Below are 25911 nucleotides of genomic sequence, written 5' to 3' on the forward strand. Positions count from 1 at the left end.
TTTATGACATCACGCTTCCCCACTGCCATTCTCGGCCTGGGCATTTTGCTCAGTAGTACCAGCGCTCTGGCACACGGGCATTCGCACGGAACGCCTCTTACAGACGCAGAAAAGAAAGCCAGCGAAGGCGTTTTTGAGAATCAACAGGTTAAAGATCGCGCCCTCACCGACTGGGATGGCATGTGGCAGTCAGTTAATCCGTACCTGTTAAACGGCGATTTAGATCCGGTGATGGAGAAAAAAGCGCAGAAAGATGGCAGCAAAACAGCGGCGCAGTACAAAGAGTATTATAAGAAAGGTTATGCGACGGATATTGATACCATTGGTATTGAAAACAATGTGATTGAATTTCATGTGGGTAAAACGGTTAATGCCTGCAAGTACGATTATTCGGGCTTTAAAATTCTGAATTATACCTCCGGGAAAAAAGGCGTGCGCTATTTGTTTGAGTGCAAAGACAGTCAGTCAAAAGCACCGAAATACGTGCAGTTTAGCGATCATATTATTGGCCCGCGTAAATCTGAACACTTCCATATTTTCATGGGCAATGACTCACAAGAGTCGCTATTGAAAGAGATGGACAACTGGCCGACTTTTTACGAGTACTCGTTAAGCAAAAATCAGGTTGTCCACGAGATGCTTGAACACTAATACCTGCAAACTGCGCCGGGCCATCACGACTTCCGGCGCACAATAATAATGAAAAGCTTCATAACCCGCCAATTTTACCAACCGCATTAATCAGCGCAATCCGCTGTTCCCCTCTAATGGCCCGGAAAAACCGCAAACTGAAACGACAGTCCGATAATGAGACATGGCAGGCGTACAGATTTTTTTGTTCCGCTACAATTGAAGGTATTCGCTAATTAAATCAACGAACAATTAATTTACCCCCAGAGGAGAAGTGAATGAATCAGCCTCGTTTTAGTGGTGTTATTCCCCCCGTTCCTACCTTATTTGATGAGCATGGTGAATTTGATGGCACCGCGCAGGCGTTACTTATTGAGCACCTGGTCGCCTCTCCGATTAACGGCCTGTTTTTTTTAGGCAGTGCCGGGGAATTTGCGCATATGTCTGAAGCGCAACGTGCTCAGGTAGCAGAATTTTGCGTGAAGAAAGTCGCTGGCAGAAAGCCGGTTTTGATTGGCATCGCCCACTGCGGCACGCAGCAAACCATTGACGCCGGGCTGCATGCGCAAAAGGTTGGTGCCAGTGGCGTCGTGGTGGTCAACCCGTGGTACAACCCGCTGAGTGAAGCGAATCTGTTGCGCCATTATAAAACCATTGCCAGCGCACTCGAGTTGCCGATTCTTCTGTATAACTTCCCGGCGCTTACCGGCCAATCTATTCCGGTGAATGTCATCCGCGAACTGGCGTTAAGCTGCCCGAATATTGTCGGTCTGAAAGATACCGTCGATACCCTCTCGCATATTCGTGAAACCCTGCACGCGGTGAAGCCTGAGCGCCCCGACTTCGCTGTTTTTGCCGGTTATGATGAGTATTTGCTTGGGACGTTGATTCTCGGGGGCGATGGCTGCATTCCCGCCAGTGCCAACTTTGCGCCGCAACTGACCTGCGGGATTTTAGACGCCTGGCGTAAACAAGATCTCTCCCGCGCCATTGAATTACAGCAATCACTTTCATGGATCCCGTCGCTTTACAGTACGGATTTGCCGTTTTACAACGCGGTGAAATATGCCATTAAATTAACCGGAGTGAATATTCCGGTGCATTCGCTGGCACCCGCGACGCCGTTGACCGAAGAAATGAAAGTTGAGATTGGCAATATTCTGCGTCGTGCAGGCGTGATTAATTCAGCCTCTTAACCGCACAGACACGCGTTCAGCGGCCAACATTTCCCCTGAGCGCGAGCCTGTCGCTGCGGCTGGAGTTGCACCAGCGCAAGCTCGGCGGTCGCCACCGCGTCACACAGCGCATGGTGCGCCGGGTAATCGGGAAGCCGGTATTCGCGGCGAAGACTGGAAAGCCGCAAATCATTTTGCATTTGTCTCCTGGCCTGCTGATATCGCCGCTCAATCTCCAGCGTGTCTATCCACAGAATCGGCAGGTCTTCTGCACCGTAACGGGTTTGCAGCCAGGCATTGATAAACGCCCTTTCCACCATTTTCCCATGCACCACAGCCACGCGCCCGGCGAGGCGCAGGAATAACGTTTCCATCGCCTCATCAAGCGCTTCGCCATCACGCAGCATTTCCGGCGTGATGTGATTGATGACCGCGCTGTGCGCATTGACCTGCGGATCACTGGAAATGTACTGGTGCTGCGCACTCGCCAACAAAATTTGGCCGCTTTGCACCATCACGCTGCCTATCGACAAGATCCGGTCCTGATTCGCATCAAGGCCGCTGGTTTCAAAGTCAAAAGCCAGCCACGGGACGCTAAAAACGTCTGCGGTGAAGTTCGGTACAGGTGTCGCCAATAGCTGTTGCAGTGCCGGACTCAGCCCTGGGATGTTGCGCCATCTCTTGTGTTGCGACTCAACTTGCTGAGTGAGTGATGGCGGGAAAATTCGTGACAAAAGGCCCATCGTTATCCCTTCACAAACAGCATGCGGGCCAGTTCTTGCTGGCGGGCAATAATGCGAAACGCGTCTTTTAGATGTTTACGCTCAAAGCTGCCGAACTCGTGCGGGTCGATGTGGTTGTCTGGTGCCAGCCCTTTGCGCAACTGCGAAAGCTGATGGTTAAAACGCTGACGGGTTAAAAAACGGAAGGCATCAATGATGTCGGTGCAGCCTTCTGCGGACATCAGTCCTTTGTCTCTTGCAGCGTAAAAACGCGCTTCGGTATGGGTTTCACTGCATCCGGCTGCCAGCGCATAAATGCGTGACAGGTCAATAATCAGCGTTAAGGCGTAGCGTTTGATGTTCAGGGTTTTGCTGTCGTTTCCGCTTTTTTCCAGCACCAGATTATTGAAGATGCCCAACGGTGGCGAAGTACTGGTGGCATCGCGCGTGAGCGAGCGCAAGAAGCCTGGATGCGCGGCAATCTCGGTTAACAAAGCCTGCTGGAATGCGTCATGTAGCCAGGTGTTGCCGTAGAAAGCACGCGTTTCCAGAAACACCGTGGCATTTAATAATTGGGTATATTCCGGGTTCGTCACCCATTTGCGAATGCAGGCCAGCCACACCGACAGCGGTTGGCACCAGCGTCTTTCTGACGCCATAAAATTCCCGGTACAGAGCGGATAACCGCATTGATCAAGCCCCAGGCAGACGCTTCTCGCAAAGCGCAAAAACCACATTTGCTCTTCAAGGCCGGTGCCGTCCGGCAAAATAATTGCGCTATCCTGGTCAGAATGAACGTGCACTTCGTTGCGGGCGTGCGACCCGGCGATGACCCAGGAGAATTCACAGGGTGGCTCGCCAAATTCCACGAGCGCGAGTTCAATGAGCCGACGCGTGAAGGCGTCCATCAGCATCGACATCACCATTTCGACCACGCCGCTGCGCAAGTTGCCCTGCACCAGTGCTTCAAATATGGCCTGGCGCTCCACTTGCAGGGCCGCTAATTCGTCAACCGACTGGCAATGGCTAATGCGCTCAATCAGGAAAATGGCCTGCACGCGATGATGCTGCACCAGATGTGAGGCGGTCAGCAGGCCGACGGGTTGATGATTATCGACCACCGGCAAACTGCTCACGCCATGGCTCATCATCAGTGACACGGCATGCATGACCAGGTCGCCTGAAGAAACCGTCACCGGGGCGGCAGTCATCACCTCTTTGACCGCGCGCGTAATATCAAACCCTTCGGCCACCACGCGCCGGGTCATGTCACGATCGCTGATGATGCCGATGATGTGGTCATTTTCCATTATCACCGCCGTGGAACAGCGATCGACACAGCGCATTTGTTTCGCCGTCTCCTGAATCGAGGTGGACGCTTCGACGACCGACACCGTTCCGCTCGCAAGGTCAGAAACTTTGCGCACAAACATGCCTTTGTCTTCGTCGCTCCAGACGACGTCCATCGCGGAATTCAGGCGGTCATGGGCGTTAATCGAAAAGTGCGTGGCGTACTGCGGATGTGCGTGCAGCACCTGTTTCAGAACGCGGTGGGGAATTTGGTACAGCAGCGTGTTTTCAATCGCCGTGACGTTGTAACAATCCTCAGGATTACCCGGAATGCCTTCAAGAAAGGTGAAGCCAAATAAATCTTCCGGCCCCAGACGGGCGCGCAGCACGCCATCGCTCCAGCGTTGTTCAAGCGAACCGGTACGGACGATGTAGAGGTAACGTTCACGCGCCGCAATATCAAAAGCCAGTGTTTCGCCCACCGCCAGATAACTGATGCTGATAGAGCGTGCGATATCGTTTTGCGCGTCCGCAGGGAGGGTATTGAGTGGCGAAACATGCGCGATAAAATCGCAGATATTGGGCAATAACGGTTCCATCGTCATTATTTATCCTAAAGTTGAAATCCTGTTTCATAATATAGGCTGGCAGGTGACCAAATAGCCATACTATTCAGCATGTCAATTAACCTGATACGCGCTGTTCTTGACCGGCTTAACATTTAATAATGTCAATCAGTTACATCACCATTGAATTGTGAATCAAGCGATGTAAAATTAACGTTACCATGTATAACTGTTGTGAATACTTCTTCAAATACCTGGCTTTCACTTTCGCCCTTTTCATCCCCGCCGGCGACCAGGTTTGAACCATTTTTTCAGGGAAAGTTACGATGAAATTGCGAAGCCTGTTGATCCTTGCTGTTGTGGCCACAGTCGTGGGTTGTAAAGCGCCACCGCCAAAAATGACGGACGATACAATCGTGACCAGTGAAATCAATGGCGTTACGCTGACTCACCGATACGCGGTGGCGGCTCCCACTGAATTTACCCCTGTAAACGCCAGCTATCGGGCGCTGTATCCAGGCTCGATTATGAGCAAACCGGACTTTGGCGGGAAAGTCATCAACACCCTTGAGAACGGACAAAGTTATACCGTGTTAGGCCAGGTTGAACATAACTGGCTGGCGATTGCCGAGCTGGATAAAACCGAATTGCTGGGTTATGTGCCGATGCGTGCGCTGGTGAAAAGCGAGCTATATGCGCAAACGCTGAAAAAAGATCGCCCACGTCCACGCAAAGCGGCCAGGAAAACCACCTGTGTTGCGGTCGATGATGCCAGCAAAGCCTGCCAGAACGCCAATAGCGGCACGTGGATTATTGATTAATCGTTGACGTTTAACGTCATGACTTTTGTTTAAGTTGTTCGGCTAACAAGGATTTTTATGAAACTCTGGCTTTCGGGTCTGGCGCTGCTGCTGGCTTCCTCCACGGCGTGGGCGGGGAATTATCGTATCGTCCAGTCTCCCTCGCAAAAGCTGGATGTCTGGATTGATAATGTTGCTGATAACACCCCGCAAAGCTGGTGTGCCGCCGAGCTACCGCTGCGAATTGTGGCCAATGGCGATAAAAAACCTACGGTACTCAATACTTTTATGCCGCGCCTCGGCACGCTTCTGGAAAGCCAGTGCAGCACCGTTCAACTGGTGAGCTGGAAGCTGGAAAGCCCGCAGGGCGACACGCTGGCCGTCGGCACCGCGACCAAAAGCAGCGACTGGGCGGTGATTGTCGCCCCTGATATTTCGAGCGAACCCAACAGCACGCCGCGAACCGATGAAAACTCACCGCTGGCAGACCGCACCCCATGGCAGGAGTTTACGCTGCAAGATGGCTGCCATTTGCGCACCTTCTGGCAAGGCGATGCTAACGCGTCGGCAATGTTTATCCCCAACGGGAAATGTGAAAAAGGCGGCTGGCTCAACGGTCGCAGCGAAATCATTCAAAGCGGCGTGCATGGTGAAAAACGCCATGAAATGACGTTTGTACACGGTTTCCCGGTGAGCGGATTAAGCAATGACGCAAGTTCAGACAGCCTGCTTATCACCAGCCTGAATAACGAACGCATGGTCGTGAGCAATGAACATGCACCGCAAAGCTGGATGATTTTGCCTTATAACGCTGAGTTAAATGGCTGGCAAGCGACCGGCACCGTAGCGGTGGAAGTCTCTCGTGAAATGACGATAGACGAATCGAGCATTCAGGCGCGTTTGAATGAAGTGCGCAAAGTCTGGTCGGCATGGCTTGCCCCGGAGACCCCGATCACGCTGCTATTGATTGACTCCCTGCGTCCGCAATTGCGTGACCCGGCGGTTGGCGCATGGCGCGCCCAGAAGTAATTTGTGATTTTTCGTCGATTTCGTGCAGAGAAAGGCCATCATGACTGATAAAGATTACGACCCAGAACTTCCCGACGCTCTGCCGCCTGGTTTCCGCTTCGACGAATTTGAGATTGAGCAAGTCACCGAGTCCACCCACACTAACGTGGTGTATAAAGCGTGGGATCACCAGCTCGAGCGCCCGGTGACGATCCACGAGTTTATGCCGCGAGCGCTGACTGTGCGCAGCGATAACATGCAACTGGTGCTGCGCAGCAAGCAAGATAGCCAGGCGTTCAACAACGGCATGAGTCGTTTTGTGCAATCCGCGCGTCTGCTGGCACAGTTTAACCACCCGAATCTGTTGCAGGTGTTGAGTTTCTGGACGCAAAACGAAACCGCGTATGCGGCAACGACCTACTCCAGCGGAATGACGCTTGCCGAGTTGCATCAGCAGCAACCCGAAGTCATTAACGATGCGTGGATCCGCCGCATATTACCAATGTTGTGCAGCGCGCTGGCAACGTTACATGACGAAGGGTTTGTTCACCGCGATTTGTCGCTACGCAGCATTCAGATTCAGGACAACGGAGCGCCGCTGTTGCTCAATGCGGGAGCGCCACGCCGGACTCATCCTGAGAGCGGTGAAGAGATAAAAACGCCGCTGAACCCGGGTTTCGCGCCGCTTGAGCAATATGCCGACGACCTCGAAAACCAGCTCGGCCCGTGGACCGATATTTATGCGCTCGGTGCCATTTTGTATACCCTGATTACCGGCACCTGCCCTCCGGCCAGCGTGACGCGCACCATTCAGGACCCGTGCGTTAAACTTGCGAAAAACCGCCCGGAAGGTTATTCCCACAGCCTGTTACACGCCGTTGACTGCGCCCTGGCGCTGAAACCGGAAGACCGCCCGCAGTCGATTGCGGAATTTGCCGCCCTGGCTGAAATCCCATTGACGAATATTCATGGCCTCGCGCCGCTCAAACAGCCGGGTACCATGTTGGTCGCCGTCGAAGATGCGGAGATAACGCCGCTCTCGCCGTTTAAAAAGCGCTATAAATTACCCCTGCTGACGGGCGCGAGTTTGCTGGCCGGTATTGCCATTGGTGCCGTGATTTTTGGCGGCCATTTTTCTGCGGGTTCGCGTCCTGAAAGCGCGAAAGTTGAACAGACTGCCTCCCAGGACAAAGCCGAGTCTGCCACGGCGAAAACCGTAGTTCCTGCCGCCGACGGGATGATGGCGCGGATTTATGTGCGCATGAACGATGGCGAAACGCTGTCTGTGAACGGAGAAAAACAAAAAGTGACACCGGGCGCGAACGGTTATGGCTTCCTGCAATTACCGATGGGGAACTACACCATTACGTTAAGTGATAGCAATCAAACGCGAAACATGACGTTATCGGTCGAAAAAGCGGGAACCTGGTTGATTAATCCGCAGGGGTAAGTTTACTGCGACCTAAAATTGGCATCAGTTCCGCGGGGGCACGCCGTTGAGCCAAAAGCTGGCTCATGATTTTCATGTACGGCGCACTGTGGGTGAAAAATGCATGATAACTGCTGCAAAGATAGCTTTTCCCTTCACTGAAGCGATGCTTTGGGCAGTCGCCGTGGCATAACGGTTTGACGGTACAGACCCGGCAGTCAGCAGGCAATAAATCGCGCTTGTTTTCACCAAAGCGAATGGCGGCATGTGAGTCATTGAGCGCCTGAAGCGGTGTGTCATGTAAATTTCCCAACTTGTCATCCGGGTAAACGTAATGGTCGCACTGATAGAGATCGCCATTGGATTCTAATGCGAAGGCGTGGCCGCAGGTTTCGCTCAGACTGCACATTTGCGAAGGATGGCCGCTCCATACGCCAAGTGTTGAATCGAACAACTGCACAAAAATATGACCAACATCTTCCCGTACCCAAATATCAAACACGCGTTTCAGGAAGGTGCCAAATTGCGCGGGTGAAACACATTCCGGCGTGACTGCGCCCTTTTCACTTCGTTCGACCAACGGAATAAATTGTATAAATGCACTGCCGAGCGTTTTCAGGTAGCGATATAACCGCTCAGGTTGTTGGCTATTATGCTGGCTTATCACTGCCAGTAAATTGAAGTCAACACGGTGAGCTTTTAGCTTTTCGATGGCTGCGATAACGTGATGATGAGTCGGTTTTCCGCTGCGCGAACGTCGGTAATAGTCGTGAAGATCCGCCGGGCCATCAATTGAGATCCCAACCAACCAGCCGTTTTTTTTGAAGAATTGGCACCAGGCATCATTAAGCAAAATGCCATTGGTCTGGATAGTGTTTTGAATGCGCTTTCCCCCGCAGTAGCGCAATTGCCGCGCCATCACGCGTTGATAAAACGCGATTCCCGCAAGCGTCGGCTCCCCTCCTTGCCAGGCAAACTCCACCACATCACCCGGTTGCGCGGCGATATGCTGGCGAATAAACGTGTCGAGTGTGGCGTCATCCATTAAGGGTTGCTGTGGTTTATCGAGATAGAAACAGTACTGGCACTGAATATTGCACTGTGAGCTTGTCGGTTTAGCCATCACATGACATCCACGCATTACATTTTCTCCCATAACATCACAAGCTGACTAACATGTGCAGAAGCAAAGAGTAAAGCCAGGCTGCATACCGCAAGGGCGATAAGCAATTTAGCGCGCGTCGTGCGCGAGTCTGAAAAGTCGCACACGGCGATATCCATGAGATTGCGTTGCCGGGCGTAGCGATAAATGACTACCATCACCAGGGTAAGCACGATAAACGTCAGCCAGAAAAAGTTACCTGAGTGATGCCGGTGGTGACGCAGCGCAAGGATGAGTAATGCGCCGTATCCAAGAAGCGTGCGAAACCAGGCAAGCGACGTGCGTTCCGGCTGCAACCCTGGGTCAACAATGCGCCGTTGGAGGCGACTATCGGCCATAAATCACCATCACCATCACCGCCGCTGCAACAAGGGTCATCACCAGGCTGATGGCTTTCAGGCTGCGGGTATAGGGTAAATCTTGCTTGAGTCGCATCGCCTTTTCATTACGCAGCCAGCGCAGATAACCATAAACCGCCAACACTCCGGCAAACAGGCACAGCAATAAGGCGACTATTTCACGCACCAGTGGCGTGGCGAGATCGGGCGCGAGCTGATCGAGCCCAACGCCTGCGGCCAGAAACCCTAATGCAGTGCGAATCCATGCCAGAAAAGTGCGTTCATTTGCCAGTGAAAAGCGATAATCCGGTGCTTCACCCACTCTGCCTATTTTCATTTCTGTTCCCTGAAAAGGGCTGGCGGATAGCGTTGTGTTTATCCGCCTTCCGTAGCCCTATGTATGGTTAAAACTTCTGTTTCTTCTCTTCGACTTTCACGCCTTGCGTTGGCATTCCGGTATCGTAATCCCGCACGACCGGGGAGTAATCATCCTCCGGGCGCGGGCGGAATGCTCCCATCCAGCGCGGCTTCGCTTGCTTACGCCACGGGCGGCACGACCATTGATAGCTGCGGAATGGGTCGCGAATTTTATCCATGTAATCCATTAGTTGATCGTGTAGCTCATCGCGTTTAACTGCGTAGTCGGGATGATCAATAAGATTATGCAATTCGTCCGGGTCATTTTGCCTGTCGTACAGTTCATCGCTGGTAAACAGGTTCAGCACCAACTTGTGATGGTTCGTCACCCATCCACGTACGGGAATAAACCCGCCAAAACTATCGTGTTCAATCTCGTAGCGGTTGAACTCCACCATCACGCCGCGTGTGGTTTCGATATCGAGCATGTCCTCGCCTGGCAAAATATCCGGCTGATGAATACCTGCCAATTTCATCAGCGTTGGCAGGATATCAACGTGGCTAACAGGTGTGTCTATTTGCTCAGGTTCCCGCGTACCAATGGGCGGACGCATGATGAGCGGGATACGGGTAATATCGTCGTACATCGCAGCGCCTTTACTGATCAGCTTGTGAGCGCCCATCATCTCGCCGTGATCGGAGGTATAAACCACCCACGTGTTTTCACGCTGCGCAGGCGTCAGCGCTTCAACCACACGGCCAATTTCATCATCGACAAAATCATTGCAGGCGAAATAAAGTGGATGATGGTAATGCCCGTCAGCGCCAACTGGAGAAGGCATGGCCTGCGCCCATAAACGGTGATGCTCTGGCTTGTTGGCTAAGTTATCGAACGCTTTCGCGCCAAGGTCGTAATGAAAATCTTCATATTTCTCAAGATATTCGACCGGACACGTAAACGGATGATGCGGCTCGTCATAAGAGACAACCATCAGGAACGGTTCTGCGTTGCGCTGCGGCTGCTCAAGGAAATCAATCGCCCGATTACTGATGCGATGCGCCCAGGTAAAGGTCTTATCAATACTGTTTTCAACCAAATCGGCCACGTTGTTTAAACCATTACGCCACAGGCCAATCTCTTTATCCGTTAGTTCCGCGAGATAATTTGCGCCGTCAAACCAATAGTCTTCATCCCACTCCGGCGGGCAGATCCCGGTGCCAAAGTAGTCATGTCCGTCGAGATGCCATTTGCCGATGTAACAAGTTTTGTAGCCTGCATCTTTAAAATAGCGGCCCATAGTGGAAATGTTTTTGCCTGGTGCGACATTGTTAGTCCACGGCCCCGACTGGTTTGAATAGATACCCGTGAACAGCCCGGCGCGCGCGGGAGTGCAAACCGGAGCGCAGGTGTATGCCGAATTAAAACGAATCCCCTCCTCGGCCAGGCTATCAATGTTATGGGTGTTTAGCGCTTTACCGCTGTAGCAGCCCACCATATTGGTGGCCTGGGTATCGGTCATGATCAATAAGATATTAGGGCGTTCCATTACTTATCCTCAGGTGCAGAAGAATAGACAACACGGGAGTCCTGACGCGACCGCCAGCTACTGTAAATCAGGTAAACCACCACCGCGGCGACAATCACATAACTGATGATTGTGATGAATTGTGTCTGGTAGCCGCCAAATTGTGCGAGCCCTGCGTAAACGCCGATCATGGCAAACAACACCCCCACCGAGGCAATTTTGGCGTTGCGCCATGGCACCATATCGACGGCGAAAGCATCCTGGAATTTAAATGGCGTTGCGCGCGGTTTGACGACCCCGATAGCCAGCATCAACAGCACGTTGATGCAGAACGTGAAGAACAATACGTACAGGAAGTGAATATCGAACGAAACCACATAGTTGATAATGATATAGCTACAAATACCAAACAATAGCGCGGCTTTCGCGGCGATAGCCGGAATACGGGGGAAGAAGAACCCCATGATGACAATCGTCACCAATGGCACGTTGTAGATACCGTTAAGCTGTTTCATCCAGCTATACAAACCTTCTGGCGCGTTAGCAATCCACGGCGCGACCAGCACCGAAACCAGGGCGATAGCGAGTCCAAATTTGCGGCCGACGCGCACCAACTGTTCTGATGTCGCACTCTGGTTAATGATGCGGTTGTAAATGCCGAGGCTAAACAAGGTACTCGCACTGTTCAAAAAGCCGTTGAAAGTACTGATGATTGCACCGAACAACACCGCGCCAAAGAAGCCGACCAGCGGAAGCGGCATAACTTTATTCACTAAGGCCGGATACGCCATGTCGTGCTTGGGTAAGTCCTGGAACAGATGGAAAGCAATAAGCCCTGGCAGCACAAGAATCAGCGGGTCGAGCATTTTCAGCACCGCCGTTAACAGCGCGCCCTTTTGCCCTTCGGCAAGGCTTTTAGACGCCAGAGTACGCTGCACAATGCCCTGATTAGTACACCAGTAAAATGTGTTTACCAGAATTAAACCTGTGAGCGCGGCACCGATGGGCACCGGATCGTGGCTTCCCCCGATTGAGTTAAGTTTCTCGCTATGGACCGTGGTGAGCTGCTCGATACCACGCAGCACGCTCCCGTTACCCATCGCCATTAACCCGAAGAACGGTACCATCAAGCCGCCAATCACTAGCCCGATGCCGTTAATGACATCCGCAATAGCAATAGCACGCAACCCACCAACCACGGCATAGGCAATGCCTGCCAGCCCCAACAAGACCACCATCAGCCACATCGCGCTCCCTTGAGAAATACCCAGCGATTCGCCCACATGGAACAAGCTGTTTAGCGCCAGCGCGCCAGAGTAAAGGACTGTCGGCAGGAAGCAGACGCCTGTGGCAATCAGAAAACAGCAGTCCACGATGATGCGCGTGGTTTTGTCAAAACGCTCCTCAATGAAATCGGGGATTGTGGCTATCCCGCGCTGCAAATACTTCGGTAAAAAAATGAGCGCCAGGAAGATAAGGGGGATAGCAGAGATAACCTCCCACGCCATAACCGACATGCCATTGCGATAGGCCTGTCCGCTCAACCCGACTAACTGTTCAGTTGAAAGATTGGTTAGCATCAGCGAGGCGGCAATCACCGGCGCTTTTAACGATCGCCCCGCGAGGAAATAACCTTGTTGCGATCTGGTGTCGGCTTTTCGCAGCTTCCACCATGTTATTAATGCCACCAGTAGGGTAAAAGCAAAAAAGGTGACAATTTGCTGAATATTCATCTTACTGCCCTTATTATCATTATGTCCCGACGCGTGAAGGTCTGTAGGGAATTACGCTTGTGTCAGGTCATAGGCTGTTTAAGATATAGATTTTTCGCGGTGCAGTCAGAATCTGTTAAATTTCTGGCACGCGTTATCATCATGAAACCCTGGCGGGGAAATTAAATGAATGGAAAAACACACCTCTGGGATGTAAAAAACGAAACAACTTACAATATCCCGCTGGTTATTGATGAAAATGTGATCTCAAGCGGGATATCACTTATCTCTCTATGGCACACACTGGCTGATGAGAATTACCAGGTTGTCTGGCCAAGAGACAAAAAGAAACCGTTGATTGAAAATTCATGGGTGGCGGTCTATACCCTTCAGGGCAGTGGAAGGATATTTCTGAAGAACAATTCACACATTACGTTGAATGGCAACTGCGTCATATTCCTAAAACCCACCGATATAAAGTCTTACCACTGTGAGGGTTTAATTTGGGAACAGTACTGGATGGAGTTTATCCCTACCGGCGCGATGGAAATTCCATTATCCCAGCAGGCCATTATTTATAATGGCGACATTTTTAATAAGGAATTAGTCGAAGTTACAGAATTAATCTGTAGCGAGATTTCATTAAATAAAAACCTCGCCGTGGCATTTATCACTAAATTAATTTATCAATGGGTTTGCCTGATAGTGCAAACGGGCACCAAAGATAAACAGCTGATTCAAATTGAAAAATTGCTCTCGCTCATTCACACCGATATCCAGCAGCGTTGGACGGTCACGCAAATGGCGGAGTGGATGCAGTGCAGCGAACAATACTTGCGGCGGTTATTCCTGAAATACACCGGAAAAGGGCCAAAAGAGTATTACCTCGATGCGCGTCTGGAATTGGCGCTTTCGCTGCTACGCCAGGGGAGTTACAGCGTGAACCAGGTCGCGGATCTGCTCAATTTCTTTGACTCGTTCCATTTCAGTAAAGCGTTTAAGAAAAAATTTGGTTATGCGCCCTCTGCAACCAGGGCAAATTAGTCTTCTCCCCCTCACTGCGCATCACTAGCTGGCAAGCAGGCGTGTACAGGTAAATTATCTGCTTTGTTGCAAGTTGCGACTTCTCTCCTTCCACAGCCCGGAAAATCGTCTAAGGTTTTCATAGGGTTGATCGCGAAAATTTCACGCGAACCTGAAAAGGAGAAAAATAAATGACGATTCCTGTTTTGCGCCGTCCTCGCACTTTATTTATTGCGATTCAAATAGCTATCGGTTGTGCCTTCGTGAGTTTTACCCTGCCAGCAACAGCCGATGAGAGTGTACAACCCCTGCCGCAACCGCCTGATGTTCTGCTTGGCCCATTGTTTACCGATGTCCAGACAGCAAAGCTGTTCCCTGACCAGAAGACCTTTGCCGATGCGGTGCCGAAAAACGATCCGCTGATGATCCTCGCCGATTACCGGATGCAACGAAACCAGTCGGGCTTCGATTTGCGCCACTTTGTGAATGTGAATTTTGTGCTGCCGAAAGAAGGTGACAAATATGTTCCGCCAGAAGGCCAGTCGTTGCGTGAACATATCGACAGCCTGTGGCCGGTGCTGACGCGCACTACAGATAGCGCGAGCAAATGGGATTCTTTGCTGCCGCTGCCGAAGCCGTATGTGGTTCCGGGTGGGCGTTTTCGTGAAGTCTATTATTGGGACAGCTACTTTACGATGCTTGGGCTTGCGGAAAGCGACCACTGGGACAAAGTGCAGGATATGGTCGATAACTTCGCCCATGAAATTGACGCCTGGGGGCATATTCCCAACGGCAACCGCAGCTATTATCTGAGCCGCTCGCAACCGCCGTTCTTCGCCTTTATGGTCAAACTGCTCGCCAGCCACAATGGCGATGACACGTACACCACTTACCTGCCGCAGTTGAAAAAAGAGTACGCCTACTGGATGCAGGGCAGCGATGCGCTGGAACCTGGTGCGCAGAACCTGCGAGTGGTAAAACTCAAAGATGGTTCGGTGCTGAACCGTTACTGGGATGACCGCGATACACCGCGTACTGAATCGTATCTCGACGATGTGACGACGGCGAAAAACAACCCGAATCGCCCTGCGACGGAAATCTACCGTGATTTGCGTGCTGCCGCCGCGTCCGGTTGGGATTTCAGCTCGCGCTGGATGGATAACCCGGAACAACTGGGCTCGATTCGCACCACCTCGATTGTGCCAGTCGATTTGAATGCGCTGTTATTCCAGATGGAAAAAACGCTTGCTCACGCCAGCAGTGTGGCGAAAGACGGCAATGCCGCAGCACAATATCAGCAACTGGCTGATGCTCGCCAGAAAGCCATGGAAAAGCATCTGTGGAATACGAAACAAGGCTGGTACGCGGATTATGACCTGAAAACTAACGCAGTTCGTTCACAGCTGACTGCCGCGTCGCTATTCCCGCTGTATGTACATTCAGCATCGAAAGAACACGCCGACAAAATGGCAACCATTACCCGGGCGCAGTTACTGAAAGCTGGCGGCCTTGCCACCACCAACCTGAAAACTGGCCAGCAATGGGATGCGCCAAATGGCTGGGCACCGCTGCAATGGGTAGCAACCGAAGGTTTGCAAAACTACGGGCACCAGGATTTAGCCATGGAAGTGAGCTGGCGGTTCCTGACAAACGTGCAGCATACCTACAACCGGGAGAAAAAACTGGTGGAGAAATATGATGTCTCTTCTACCGGTACGGGCGGCGGTGGCGGCGAATATCCGTTACAAGATGGTTTCGGCTGGACTAACGGTGTGACGCTAAAAATGCTCGATTTGCTATGCGGCACTGAAAAGCCATGTGATTCGACGCCAGACAAATTGCCTTCGGCAACGCCTGGTCCGGTGACTGAGGCGACGAAGCCCGCTCCGGCAACCGCGCAGTAGTTTGCCCCTCACCCTCGGGGGACTTTCTCTTATAGATACAATTCACCCTGGCAATTTTGTCAGGGTGAGATTTAGAAGATGAGGTGTTTTTCCGTTCACCCGAACGTCTGGTTATCTCTGCAGCCGCTGTTAACGGTGAACGTTTAGTGAACGGAACTTTCTCCGTATCGGCAGAAACCTACCCTCAACGTTGCGTATAAGAGAGAGACCACAGGAGAGGACTCTCCCCCCTCCCCATTCCCCTTTCTTTTCATGGTCTTTCATTTCCTCCCTGCCAATATCTGCACTTGAAACCGCAAACAATAACGATAATAATTCGCATTCCATTATTACAAGCAATTACATTTTGGCTTCAGGGATTACACTTCATGAAACTGGCATTTACCGTAAAGCGCTCCGCTTTACTTTGCGCGCTTGCTTTGTCTGCGCCGACTTACGTCGTGGCGGAAGATACCGTCGTCGTGACCGCAGCACCTGCGCCTACTTCCACCAGCGCGACGGAAGGCTATACCTCGCCGGTGAGCAAAGGTGCGACCAAAACTGATGAGCCAATCATCACCACCGCTCAGTCGGTTTCAGTGATTACGCGTCAGCAAATGGACGACCAGGGCGCGTTATCGGTTAACAGCGCACTGAATTACACGCCTGGCGTGTTCACCGGCTTTGCGGGTGGCGCAACACGTTATGACACCGTTGCCCTGCGCGGTTTCCACGGCGGTGATGTGAATAACATTTTCCTTGATGGCCTGCGCCTGATGAGCGACGCCGGCAGCTACAACGTGGTTCAGGTTGACCCGTGGTTCCTCGAACGCATTGATGTTATCAAAGGGCCTTCTTCTGCGCTTTACGGACAGACTATTCCTGGCGGCCTGGTGATGGAAACCTCGAAGCGACCGCAGTTTATCGAAGAAGGCCACGTTCGCGCGATGTACGGCAATAACAGCACCAACGGCACTGCGTTTGATTACACCAATGCGATCAACGACGAATGGGCGTATCGCATTATCGGGATGACCAAAAATACCGATACCCAATATGAAAATACCCGTGATGAACGCTACGCCATCTCCCCGTCCCTGCTCTGGCAGCCGGACGAAAATACTTCGCTGGTGATGCGTGCGTATCTGGAAAAAGATCCTTCAGGCGGTTTCCACGGTTCGGTTCCGGCAGACGGCAGTATTTATTCTTCGACAGGCCGCAAAATCAGCACCGGCTTCTCTGACGTCGAGCCGGGTAATGACGAGTTCAAACGTCACCAGCAGATTTACAGCTATGAGTTTGCGCATAAATTCGATGAGGTGTGGGCATTCCGCTCAAACGCCAGTTACACCCATTCCAACGTTGGGCTGAAACAGGCTTATCAGATTGGCTGGGCTGATGCGCAGCATGACGAACTGATGCGTTATTACAGCGGCGAAACCTCTTCTCTTGATGCTTATGCCATTGATAACCAACTGGAAGCAGATTTCGCCACTGGCGAGCTGGATCATAAAGTGGTGCTCGGCGGTGAGTTCCATAAATACACCAATAACCTGTCTGATGATTCCGCATATACCACCAATATCAACCCATGGACCGGCGAGTCCGGCGGCCCTGGCGGTTTCTACTATTACGACCCGCGTGACCCGACTTATTCCACCATCAACCAGGGTTTGCTGACCAAAGCAGGCAAGCGCCAGTACGAACAGACCGGCGTTTATTTGCAGGATGATATGAAGTGGAATCAGTGGCATATGACGCTGTCTGGTCGTTACGACCATATCGTGACGAAGAGCCATATTGTGGCAGAAGCCATTGATAGCGACGTGACGGATAACCGTACCGATGACCATTTCAGTGGCCGGGCATCATTACTCTATGCCTTCACCAACGGTGTTTCGCCGTATATCAGCTACAGCCAGGCCATTACCCCGCAGGTTCTGCCGGGTGCCGATGGCAAATTGCTGAAACCTACCACTGCCGAGCAGTATGAAGCGGGCGTGAAATATCAGCCGGTGGGCACCGCAGATATGTATACCGTGGCGCTGTATGATCTGACGCAGAAAGATGTTGGCAACCGTGTCGTGCAGGGCAGCTACTACGAACCTGCGGGCAAAGTTCACTCGCAAGGTGTTGAGCTGGAAGCGCATTCCCAGTGGACGCAGCGTTTCTCAACCATCGCCGGGTACACTTACAATAAAGTGCGCTTCAAAGATGCGATTGACGGTAACGATGGCAACACGCCATATGTGACGCCTGACCAGATGGCCAGCCTGTGGGGAATGTTCAAAGCTGATTTTGGTATCAGCCTCGGTGCGGGTGTGCGTTATATCGGCAAGCAATGGGCGGATAACGAAAACACCCTGCGTGTGCCTTCTGCCACCCTGATGGATGCGATGGTTCGTGCAGATATGGGCGCGTGGACTCCTTCGCTGAAAGGGGCGTTCGTGCAGGTGAATGCCACCAACCTGACAGGCCGTGATTACGTTGCGGGCTGTTATGGAACGGGTTACTGCTACTGGGGGGCCGAGCGCTCTGTAATTGCGACCGTGGGATATGATTTTTAATCTGTAAATCGGGTGTCGGATGACGCTGCGCTTATCCGACCTACGGCACGGTGTTGTAGGGCGGATAAGCGCAGCGTCATCCGCCATTTATTTGACCTTCTACAAATTCACACTTCTGGCAATATTCACTTCCGTCTTTGCGCCGCCCTGCTGCTCCAGCGCAATCTTCGCCAGCGGTGTATCCGCTTCATAACGCCCGGCTTTATCCAGCGTCTTCTCGTATTTATTGTATTTCCACCACGCGTAGCCGAGGAAGATCACCAGCCCGCCCACGTTATAAAACACGATGGTCATGATGCTCGCCCCGGTTGGGAAGGTCGAAGCGATAAACCCGACGGTGAAAATGACAATCAGCACGCTGACAATGGCAATACCTTGCATCCGCGACCCCATGCGGAAGTCACGATTCACTTCGTCGTACTTCAGGCGCAAGTTCAGGTACGCCAGCATGATAAACAGCGGTGGCAACATGGAAGCCGCAGCGGTCATGTTAATCAGCGTGTTCATCAATTCCTGCACGCTACCGGAGCCTACGGTTGGGATAAGCATCAGCGGAATCACGATTAAGAACTGAATCCAGGCTGCGCGCGTTGGCACGCCATGCTGGTTCAGGCGCACGGTTTTCTCACCAAAAATACCTTTAGGGATTTCGGTAAAGAAGATTTTCACCGGCGCCGCCGTCCACATCAGCAACGAGCCAAACATCGCAGTAAAGGAAACAATCCCGACGAAGCGATTCATCACCGTAGTTGGCAGGCCGAAATGACGCGCCAGCCCCTCAAACACCTGCACCGTACCGCCGGTGTAGTGCAAATCAGCTTTATGCACAAAGACGTTAATCAGCAAGGAGGAAATGGTATACAGGCCGCCGATAAACAAGCCCGACAGGATAATGACTTTAACAAATGCCTTGCTACCACCTTTGACGTCGTTAACGTAAACCGCCACGGATTCCGCACCACCCGCAGCCTGGAATATCCACGCGATAATCCCTAAGAATGCCCAGCTAAACTGCGGCGTAATCGCTTCAACGCTGATAGGGTCAGCCGGTTCCACTCCACCGATAACTGCCGCACCCGCCAGAATGATGTAAGAGAAAGTTAGCAATAACATCAATGTGGAAGTGACTGATGTCATCGGCCCAAGCAATTTCGCGCCATGGTTAGAAATCCAGGTCGAGAAAGCAAACAGGCAGATAGAAATTATGGCCGTGGTTAATGGCGTGAAAATATAGTCATAACCGAGGAACGCATAGGACGCGTAAGCAATAACCCTTGGCAATAATGCCGTGAAGAAAAACAGGTTCACAAACCAGTAAGTGTAAGCGGTGATAAACGCCCAGCGTCCACCGAGTGCACTTTTTACCCATGCATAAACGCCTGCTTCTGAATTACGGTTGAGTGAGACAAATTCCGCAATAATTAAACAGAATGGAATAAAGTAAATCAGCGTTGCCACCAGGAAAACCGGCGCGGAGGCAATGCCGAGTTGGATATTATTATTAATAACGTTGTTGAAGCTAAATACCGCCGCAAACGTCATGGCTAATAATCCGAACTTGCCAATCGTGTTTCTGTTTGTTGAAGCCATGAGAACTCCACATTGTGTAGGATACTTTAATTAGTGCTTTTCGTAGGTCGGATTAGCGCAAGCGCCATCCGACATTTGTGTTACGTCCGCACCTTATTTGTTTAAGAAATACGTTTCCTCAACGGTGACTTTTAAGATCACTTTCTTGACGTCTTTACCCTGCGAGAACCGGTGTGCCTGGTGGTTTTCACAGATGATGACGTTGCCAGCCTTGAGTTCATGCCGCACGCCCTGCCCGCTGAAAAACTCGCGGTCACTTTCATCGCGATAAGCCATCTCAGGCATCAAGGCGCTTTTATCCGCAACCTCAATGGACTCGTGCCCGCTAAGGTAATAATGCACATCGAAATAGCGGCGGTTGCCTTCAAATAATTCCCCGTTGTGTGCATTACCTTCGGCAAGGCGATAAACCAGCGAGTCACCAATCGAATAAAAAACATTTGGCTTAATGTTATTAAGGTTATTGATAGCCTCGATACAGCGTTGCCATTTTTTGCCCACCCGATAAACGCTCTTAAATTCATCTAAGGTATTTAAAATAATCATGTTGCTTGCCTCATCAGGAATGTGCGCAATCGGTTTGTGATTTACGGAATGGCACCATAGTGAAACCGTATTCGAATGTTTTGAGATACACCCGGAACGAGTCCAGCACTTCGGAACCCCAGGAGTTGGAACCCAGGCCGAGGATTTGGTCGTCAAGGTTGAGCGTCAGGTAATCACTCGCTTCCAGTTCGTTGATGTGTTGCGCCTGTTGCAGCATTTCTGCGCTATACGGCCAGAGGCTGAAGTTAATCGGCCTGCGCGGCTGAATGAAAATTCCGTTGCCCTTTTCATCTTCCACGCTCAGCCAGCGCACGTCTTGTCGATTACCGTTGTCTTGCGGGAACGGGTAGTTTTCAAACAGGCTTTCAACGGGCTGGCGATAACGACCAATCAGGTTGCTCTGGCAGCTATCGGCATAGTTTTCACCCGGCCCGCGTCCGTAATATTCCACCTGCTTAAAGCGTTTGCTGATGCCAAAATCGAGACCTATTTTGGGAATAATGGCCTGATAGCTGCCATACGGCTGGCCGGATAAATTCAGCGTGACGTGGCCTGAAGGTGTAATTCGCCACTGATAAGTGCAGCGCATACCGAAATCAAACACCGGCGGTGCAATGGTGCTGTCAATTTCAATCACCTGATCATCACCCTGAGAGAAGTGGCGCATTTCGCGGAAGTTATGCTGCATCAGATGGACGTGATACGGCTGCCACAACCCTTCAAATTCCTGCTTGTGGTTATCAATCGTCGGCTTAAAGAAAGTCAGATGCGGAGCACGCCCAACAATTTCTTCGCCGTCGACTAACCATGATGTCAGCTCGCCGCTCAGGCGGCAGAAAGTCAGAGAAAAGCCCTGGCCGCGAATCACCTGTTGATGTTGCAGGGTTTCACTTTGAAGTGCGTCGGATTTCTCCACCGGCAGCGGTTCACGTTCTGCCGCTGGCTGGCGTAAAACCTGGAAATGACCGAGCGGATGCATCGCTTCGCTGTAAGGTGTAGCGCTGCGTTTCACGATTTCAACGTTGATGAACACTTCACCCGCCGGCAATTCTGGCGGCGTTAGCGGTAACGCTTCGGACTCGCCCGGCAGCAAATGCGGCAGTGCCAGCGTTTGTTGCGCGAGGATTTTGCCGTCAACCTGATAAGCCACACGGAATTCAATATCACCCAGCGTGCTATACCAGTAGCGGTTTTCCACCTGCAAAACGTCGGCCTGCGCAGTCTCAAGAATGTCTACCGGGCAAAGCACTTGTTTGTATTCGCGCAAACCCGGCCCAGGACGCTGATCGGGGTAAATCAGACCATCCATGCAGAAGTTATAGTTGTTCGGGTAATCGCCATAATCGCCACCGTACTGGTAACGCTCGCGACCTTGTTCGTCATGCACCAGTAAACCGTGGTCGCACCACTCCCAGATGTAATGCCCTTGCAAAGATTTATGCTGGTTAAACACCGCCTGATATTGCGCCAGTCCGCCCGGCCCGTTGCCCATCGCATGGGCGTATTCGCAGATAATGCGCGGTTTTGGATGCGGATATTCACCGAAGGCATTCATCATAGAAACACGGGAATACATGGTGCTGATCACGTCCACCACTTCGGCATCGCGGTCTTCTTCGTAATGCACCAGACGCGTGGGGTCGAGTTGCTTGCAGCGCGCCGCCATGGCACGAATATTACAGCCGTAACCCGACTCGTTACCCAATGACCAGATGATGATTGACGGATGGTTTTTCTGCGCCTGAACGTGGCGTTCAATACGTTCGACATAAGCGTGCTCCCACGCAGGGTCGTCGGTAATCCGGCTGATGTTGCCGACGTTGGCAAAACCATGGCTTTCGAGGTCAGTTTCCGCCATCACAAATAGACCGTACTGGTCGCATAGCGCGTAAAAACGCGGGTCGTTCGGATAATGGGCGGTGCGAACGGAGTTAATGTTGTGCTGCTTCATCAGAATGATGTCGCGCTCAACACGCGCCATATCCACGGCGCGCCCTTTTTTGTGGTCGTGATCGTGGCGGTTTACGCCATGTAATTTCAGGTAGCGACCGTTTACATAAAACAGGCCATCGCGGACTTTAATATCGCGGAACCCAACCTGCTGCGGCACCACTTCGACAATGTCGCCCTGGGGATCGCGCAGGGTTAACAGCAACAAATAGAGATTGGGATGTTCGGCGTTCCACTGTTTTGGCTGTTGGACGGGCATGACAAACTGGCATGACGCTTCACGTTGTACGGTCAGCGCAGCATGGTTTTGCTGCGCCACACATTTCTCGCCGTCAAAAAGTTGTGCGTGAAGCTGATAGCCTGCCGCCGCCGTTGCGGTGTTGTTGTGTAGCACGCAAGAGATCTGAAGTTCGGCATCACAGTAGTTTTCATCAAACTCAGTGGCCACGGTGAAGTCTTGCAATTGAACGAGTGGTTGGCCTATCAGATAAACGTCGCGGAAGATTCCCGCCATCCACCACATATCCTGATCTTCGATATAGGTAGAATCGGCCCATTGCATCACCCGCACGCTCAGTAAATTTGCGCCTGCGTGGGCATAAGGGCTGAGGTCAAACTCGGCACTCAGGCGGCTACCTTTGCTGAACCCGACATAGTGACCATTCAGATAAACTTCAAAATAGGTTTCTACACCATCGAATTTGATGATGATTTGGCGTTGCAGCCAGTCGGCTGGTAGCGTGAATTCGCGCTGATATGCCCCGGTAGGGTTGTTGGTCGGGACGTGCGGGACATCAATCGGGAAGGGATATCCTTCGTCGGTATATTGCAGATTGCCGTGGCCTTCCATTTGCCACATCCCCGGAACGGTGATTTCGCCCCAGGTTTTCATCGGCTCACGGTAAAATTCAGCGGGGACTTTTTCAGGGTGATCGAAGTAGTTAAAGGCCCACTTGCCACTGAGCAACATAAACCCCTGGCTTGAAGCGCGGTTAAGTTCTTTGGCCTGTTCAACGCTTTTGTAGCTATGGAACCAGGCGCGAGCTGGCAGTCGGTTCTCAGATTGTTTATCTATGTTTTCCCAGTTCTTCACGCTTACATCCTCTTTACGTGCGTCTGGGAAAACAATAGTAAATATTTACTAAAACTAAAAATTAAAGTTTACTAAATGACGAGGGGATCACAATAAATCGCCCTGGTCGTTTTCACCGGGATCAGGACGATTTTCTATTATTTATTGATTTTATTCAGATGGAGTGGTGGTGTCGCGCAACTGTAACGAACTGGGAACAAAGACCGAAAGAGGAATGGTTCGTTCATCACGAATGCGCTCCATCAGCAGGTTAACCGCCTGCGCGCCGATGGTTTCAGAATGAATGCGCACGGTAGAAAGCGCCGGGTAAACAAAACGCGCGGTAGGAATATCGTTGACGCTAATCAGCGCCATTTGCTCGGGTACTTTCACACCGTGCTCATGTAGCGCACGTAAGACGCCAATCGCGATGGAATCGGTCGCTACAAACAGCGCCGGTGGGTAATCATCTGATGTGGAAAGCATTTTCAGCGCACACTGATAGCCGGCCTGGCTACTAAAATCGCCAAAATAGACATCTTCTGCCTTTACCACTTTCTTGCGGCGACCGTATTCCACAAACGCCAGCTCACGTTGATCGGCATAGTCAAGGTCATCGCGCCCGCCAATAAAACCGATACGCTGATAGCCCCGGGAAATAAAGTAGTCGATGACTTTCTGGCTGATTTTGGCTAAATCCACACTCACGCAGTCAAAGCGCGGATCGCTGGTGATCCCATCAAGATAAACCAGCGGCAGTTCCTGCTGCTCGAGCAGCGCCTGAGCGGCTGGCTGAGGTTTACCAATTATCAGTAAACCATCCGCGGACGCCAACGCACGGTCGCCTTTAAAGTCATAGCAAGATACCAGGGTGATACCCAATTTTTCACATTGAGTTTCAATGCCATAGCGCATCGCCAGATAATAGGGATCGTTAATTTCTAACTCTTGCCCGTGGGTATAGAGGGCTGCGAACGTCAGGCGCTGACTGGCCTGGCGTTTTGCGCTCGGAACTTTATATTCCAGCCGTTCTGCGGCTTCGAGGATTTTCTGACGAGTCTGGCTTTTCACGCTCAACGTGGGATCGTCATTGAGCACGCGTGAAACCGTGGCGACAGACACCTGAGCCGCTTGCGCGATTTCCTTCAAAGTAGCCATAACATCCTAATAATCATGCGATGAAAACAATATACCCAGAATAATTCGAGTTGCATCGCGGCGGCAAGAGAGCGAGTCCCTGGGAGCTTAGTAAACTAAGTGACCTGGGTGTGCGAGCGTAGCCAACAATGATGCAGCTTGAAGTATGACGGGTATAGATTAATGTCATCGCGAGTCTCTGTATACCCCTGCGTTTAACCTGCGTAGTCGCAATTTGAAGTTGTGACGCAGTTATCGGTTTATCAATCTAAGTATATTTTTTAGTAAAATATTAACTAACATAACGACCATTCCGCTGACTGATAACAGCAAAAACGACAAGGAATGGCTTTCATGGCAAGGATTTTATCCGCAATACCGCTGGTGTTACTGCTGGCCCCGTTAGGGAGTTTACACGCCGCTGAAGCCGTTGTTCCGGCTGAACGGCAAACTCCAGCCCCCCCTGCACTTGCGGAAGACAACGCTAAAACGACATTTCGCTTTTATGGTGAAATGGGTTTAGGGGGCAGCGTTTATCTCAATGGCGACGACAAACACAAATACAGTGACGGCACTTACATCGAAGGCGGCCTTGAAGTCAAACACGGTAACTGGTTCGGGTTGTTGTATGGCGAAGGCTGGACGGTGCAAGCTGACCATCAAGGCAACGCCTGGGTTCCCGACCATAGCTGGGGCGGTTTTGAAGGCGGTATCAACCGTTTTTATGGCGGCTACCGCACCGACAAAGGCACCGAATTGATTTTAAGTGGGCGTAACGATTCGTCGCTGGACGATTTGCAATGGTGGGGCGATTTCACCCCAGAATACGGCTACGTCATCCCAAACACCCGCGATTTAACCTACGCCGCCAAGTTGCAAAACCTGACGGGCAAATTACGTTACAGTGTCACTTCTGCACCGGAAAGCCGTGTCGATGAAAGCAAGGCGTGGCTGCATTTTGGAAAATATGACCGCTATTCAGATAAGTACACGTATCGGGCTATGATCAACGGCTATCTTCAATACGATATTCAGGAAGGTTTAACCCTGCTCAACGGGCTGGAAGTCACCGATGGTACCGGGCAACTTTATCTGATTGGCTTGCAGGGTAAACACCTTGCAGGACGCGCCTGGCATCACACCGGTAAAGGTGATGGTTACAATCCGGGGAGCGAAAGCGGCATGATGATGAGTGGCATGATTGAACCCGCTAAAGGCTTTTATCTTTCTACCGCATACAGTTACGCCAAACACGAACTGGATAACGCCGATGACCAAACGACCTCCTATGCACAGTTTGGTATCTGGTATGAGTATTTTGGCGGGAAACTCGCCACCGCGCTGGACAGCCGTTTTTATCTTGATAACGACACCACCGAGGCCAGCAATTCGGTCTTCGTCATGCAATATTTTTACTGGTAAGGATAC

At 51.5% G+C, this 25911-nt stretch carries 20 protein-coding genes; 9 read left to right on the forward strand and 11 right to left on the reverse strand.

All coding sequences use genetic code 11. The features are described 5' to 3' along the window. Positions 1 to 3: 3 nt before the first annotated feature. Both zinT and GBAG_RS10895 read left to right on the forward strand, forming a co-directional pair. Positions 4 to 651, forward strand: coding sequence for a metal-binding protein ZinT (gene zinT / locus GBAG_RS10890; RefSeq protein WP_034495868.1), 648 nt, complete (start codon positions 4 to 6; stop codon positions 649 to 651). Positions 652 to 908: 257 nt separating this feature from the next. Continuing rightward, the gene (locus GBAG_RS10895) at positions 909 to 1826 is read left to right on the forward strand and encodes a dihydrodipicolinate synthase family protein (RefSeq protein ID WP_034495869.1); all 918 of its coding nucleotides are present in this window, start codon (positions 909 to 911) and stop codon (positions 1824 to 1826) included. On the opposite strand, the gene GBAG_RS10900 is transcribed toward GBAG_RS10895, so the two are convergent. Together GBAG_RS10900 and GBAG_RS10905 are read right to left on the reverse strand one after the other, a co-directional pair. Further along, entirely contained in the window at positions 1823 to 2548 is a 726-nt protein-coding gene (locus GBAG_RS10900) for an exonuclease domain-containing protein (protein WP_051873699.1), read from the reverse strand. The two genes, GBAG_RS10895 and GBAG_RS10900, sit on opposite strands and share 4 nt — an antisense overlap. Positions 2549 to 2550: 2 nt before the next feature. Next, positions 2551 to 4422 (reverse strand): putative nucleotidyltransferase substrate binding domain-containing protein, encoded by a 1872-nt coding sequence (locus tag GBAG_RS10905; RefSeq protein ID WP_034495870.1) that lies wholly within the window; start codon positions 4420 to 4422, stop codon positions 2551 to 2553. Positions 4423 to 4709: 287 nt separating this feature from the next. Here GBAG_RS10905 and GBAG_RS10910 point away from each other — a divergent pair, with 287 nt between their 5' ends. From GBAG_RS10910 to GBAG_RS10920, 3 genes are read left to right on the forward strand one after another with little or no spacing between them, the layout of a single operon-like run. Further along, a complete protein-coding gene (locus tag GBAG_RS10910) occupies positions 4710 to 5204 on the forward strand; it encodes an SH3 domain-containing protein (protein ID WP_034495872.1) in 495 nt (164 codons plus the stop codon). Positions 5205 to 5261: 57 nt separating this feature from the next. Further along, the gene (locus tag GBAG_RS10915) at positions 5262 to 6212 is read left to right on the forward strand and encodes a hypothetical protein (protein WP_034495874.1); all 951 of its coding nucleotides are present in this window, start codon (positions 5262 to 5264) and stop codon (positions 6210 to 6212) included. 40 nt (positions 6213 to 6252) lie between these two features. Next, positions 6253 to 7641, forward strand: a complete 1389-nt coding sequence (locus tag GBAG_RS10920; RefSeq protein ID WP_034495875.1) for a serine/threonine protein kinase — start codon at positions 6253 to 6255, stop codon at positions 7639 to 7641. Here GBAG_RS10920 and GBAG_RS10925 read toward each other — a convergent pair. The 5 genes from GBAG_RS10925 to GBAG_RS10945 all read right to left on the reverse strand — a co-directional run bounded on the left by GBAG_RS10925 (position 7625) and on the right by GBAG_RS10945 (position 12736). Next, complete coding sequence (locus GBAG_RS10925; protein WP_034495876.1) at positions 7625 to 8743, reverse strand: anaerobic sulfatase maturase; 1119 nt, start codon at positions 8741 to 8743, stop codon at positions 7625 to 7627. The genes GBAG_RS10920 and GBAG_RS10925 overlap by 17 nt on opposite strands. A gap of 17 nt (positions 8744 to 8760) precedes the next feature. Then, on the reverse strand, positions 8761 to 9120 hold the full coding sequence (locus GBAG_RS10930; RefSeq protein WP_034495877.1) for a DUF202 domain-containing protein: 360 nt from the start codon (positions 9118 to 9120) through the stop codon (positions 8761 to 8763). Then, positions 9110 to 9457 carry a YidH family protein gene (locus GBAG_RS10935; protein ID WP_034495878.1) on the reverse strand — a complete coding sequence of 116 codons (348 nt, stop codon included), beginning with the start codon at positions 9455 to 9457 and terminating at the stop codon, positions 9110 to 9112. The genes GBAG_RS10930 and GBAG_RS10935 overlap by 11 nt, the downstream gene beginning before the upstream one ends. 67 nt (positions 9458 to 9524) lie before the next feature. Beyond that, the gene (locus GBAG_RS10940; RefSeq protein ID WP_034495880.1) at positions 9525 to 11024 is read right to left on the reverse strand and encodes a sulfatase-like hydrolase/transferase; all 1500 of its coding nucleotides are present in this window, start codon (positions 11022 to 11024) and stop codon (positions 9525 to 9527) included. Continuing rightward, positions 11024 to 12736, reverse strand: a complete 1713-nt coding sequence (locus GBAG_RS10945; protein ID WP_034495881.1) for a solute:sodium symporter family transporter — start codon at positions 12734 to 12736, stop codon at positions 11024 to 11026. Before GBAG_RS10945 ends, GBAG_RS10940 begins: the two co-directional genes overlap by 1 nt. 165 nt (positions 12737 to 12901) lie before the next feature. On the opposite strand from GBAG_RS10945, the gene GBAG_RS10950 reads away from it, so the two are divergent. The 3 genes from GBAG_RS10950 (at position 12902) to GBAG_RS10960 (ending at position 18188) form a co-directional block, all read left to right on the forward strand. Beyond that, complete coding sequence (locus tag GBAG_RS10950) at positions 12902 to 13759, forward strand: helix-turn-helix transcriptional regulator (protein WP_034495882.1); 858 nt, start codon at positions 12902 to 12904, stop codon at positions 13757 to 13759. Positions 13760 to 13929: 170 nt separating this feature from the next. Continuing rightward, positions 13930 to 15642: an alpha,alpha-trehalase gene (locus GBAG_RS10955; protein WP_034495884.1), complete on the forward strand. Its 1713-nt coding sequence runs from the start codon at positions 13930 to 13932 to the stop codon at positions 15640 to 15642. A gap of 368 nt (positions 15643 to 16010) precedes the next feature. Then, the gene (locus GBAG_RS10960) at positions 16011 to 18188 is read left to right on the forward strand and encodes a TonB-dependent siderophore receptor (RefSeq protein WP_034495885.1); all 2178 of its coding nucleotides are present in this window, start codon (positions 16011 to 16013) and stop codon (positions 18186 to 18188) included. Positions 18189 to 18287: 99 nt separating this feature from the next. Here GBAG_RS10960 and GBAG_RS10965 read toward each other — a convergent pair whose 3' ends face one another. The 4 genes from GBAG_RS10965 to ebgR all read right to left on the reverse strand — a co-directional run bounded on the left by GBAG_RS10965 (position 18288) and on the right by ebgR (position 24504). Beyond that, entirely contained in the window at positions 18288 to 19778 is a 1491-nt protein-coding gene (locus GBAG_RS10965; RefSeq protein WP_034495886.1) for an amino acid permease, read from the reverse strand. A gap of 93 nt (positions 19779 to 19871) precedes the next feature. After that, the gene (locus GBAG_RS10970; RefSeq protein WP_034495887.1) at positions 19872 to 20324 is read right to left on the reverse strand and encodes a beta-galactosidase subunit beta; all 453 of its coding nucleotides are present in this window, start codon (positions 20322 to 20324) and stop codon (positions 19872 to 19874) included. 13 nt (positions 20325 to 20337) lie between these two features. Continuing rightward, positions 20338 to 23367, reverse strand: a complete 3030-nt coding sequence (gene ebgA / locus GBAG_RS10975; protein WP_034495889.1) for a beta-galactosidase subunit alpha — start codon at positions 23365 to 23367, stop codon at positions 20338 to 20340. Positions 23368 to 23517: 150 nt separating this feature from the next. After that, positions 23518 to 24504 (reverse strand): transcriptional regulator EbgR, encoded by a 987-nt coding sequence (gene ebgR / locus GBAG_RS10980; protein WP_034495890.1) that lies wholly within the window; start codon positions 24502 to 24504, stop codon positions 23518 to 23520. A 333-nt stretch (positions 24505 to 24837) separates the two neighbouring features. Between ebgR and ygjJ the strand changes: the two genes are divergently transcribed. Further along, the gene (gene ygjJ, locus GBAG_RS10985; protein WP_034495891.1) at positions 24838 to 25905 is read left to right on the forward strand and encodes a protein YgjJ; all 1068 of its coding nucleotides are present in this window, start codon (positions 24838 to 24840) and stop codon (positions 25903 to 25905) included. The last annotated feature ends 6 nt before the right edge of the window (positions 25906 to 25911 follow it).

Origin of the sequence: Buttiauxella agrestis ATCC 33320, assembly GCF_000735355.1 — a bacterium.
In the GTDB taxonomy this organism is placed as follows: domain Bacteria; phylum Pseudomonadota; class Gammaproteobacteria; order Enterobacterales; family Enterobacteriaceae; genus Buttiauxella; species Buttiauxella agrestis.

Coding starts and splice junctions, on each gene's coding strand:
- zinT (WP_034495868.1), top strand. CDS start 4: ATGACATCACGCTTCCCCACTGCCATTCTCGGCCTGGGCATTTTGCTC.
- GBAG_RS10895 (WP_034495869.1), top strand. CDS start 909: ATGAATCAGCCTCGTTTTAGTGGTGTTATTCCCCCCGTTCCTACCTTA.
- GBAG_RS10900 (WP_051873699.1), bottom strand. CDS start 2,548: ATGGGCCTTTTGTCACGAATTTTCCCGCCATCACTCACTCAGCAAGTT.
- GBAG_RS10905 (WP_034495870.1), bottom strand. CDS start 4,422: ATGACGATGGAACCGTTATTGCCCAATATCTGCGATTTTATCGCGCAT.
- GBAG_RS10910 (WP_034495872.1), top strand. CDS start 4,710: ATGAAATTGCGAAGCCTGTTGATCCTTGCTGTTGTGGCCACAGTCGTG.
- GBAG_RS10915 (WP_034495874.1), top strand. CDS start 5,262: ATGAAACTCTGGCTTTCGGGTCTGGCGCTGCTGCTGGCTTCCTCCACG.
- GBAG_RS10920 (WP_034495875.1), top strand. CDS start 6,253: ATGACTGATAAAGATTACGACCCAGAACTTCCCGACGCTCTGCCGCCT.
- GBAG_RS10925 (WP_034495876.1), bottom strand. CDS start 8,743: ATGGCTAAACCGACAAGCTCACAGTGCAATATTCAGTGCCAGTACTGT.
- GBAG_RS10930 (WP_034495877.1), bottom strand. CDS start 9,120: ATGGCCGATAGTCGCCTCCAACGGCGCATTGTTGACCCAGGGTTGCAG.
- GBAG_RS10935 (WP_034495878.1), bottom strand. CDS start 9,457: ATGAAAATAGGCAGAGTGGGTGAAGCACCGGATTATCGCTTTTCACTG.
- GBAG_RS10940 (WP_034495880.1), bottom strand. CDS start 11,024: ATGGAACGCCCTAATATCTTATTGATCATGACCGATACCCAGGCCACC.
- GBAG_RS10945 (WP_034495881.1), bottom strand. CDS start 12,736: ATGAATATTCAGCAAATTGTCACCTTTTTTGCTTTTACCCTACTGGTG.
- GBAG_RS10950 (WP_034495882.1), top strand. CDS start 12,902: ATGAATGGAAAAACACACCTCTGGGATGTAAAAAACGAAACAACTTAC.
- GBAG_RS10955 (WP_034495884.1), top strand. CDS start 13,930: ATGACGATTCCTGTTTTGCGCCGTCCTCGCACTTTATTTATTGCGATT.
- GBAG_RS10960 (WP_034495885.1), top strand. CDS start 16,011: ATGAAACTGGCATTTACCGTAAAGCGCTCCGCTTTACTTTGCGCGCTT.
- GBAG_RS10965 (WP_034495886.1), bottom strand. CDS start 19,778: ATGGCTTCAACAAACAGAAACACGATTGGCAAGTTCGGATTATTAGCC.
- GBAG_RS10970 (WP_034495887.1), bottom strand. CDS start 20,324: ATGATTATTTTAAATACCTTAGATGAATTTAAGAGCGTTTATCGGGTG.
- ebgR (WP_034495890.1), bottom strand. CDS start 24,504: ATGGCTACTTTGAAGGAAATCGCGCAAGCGGCTCAGGTGTCTGTCGCC.
- ygjJ (WP_034495891.1), top strand. CDS start 24,838: ATGGCAAGGATTTTATCCGCAATACCGCTGGTGTTACTGCTGGCCCCG.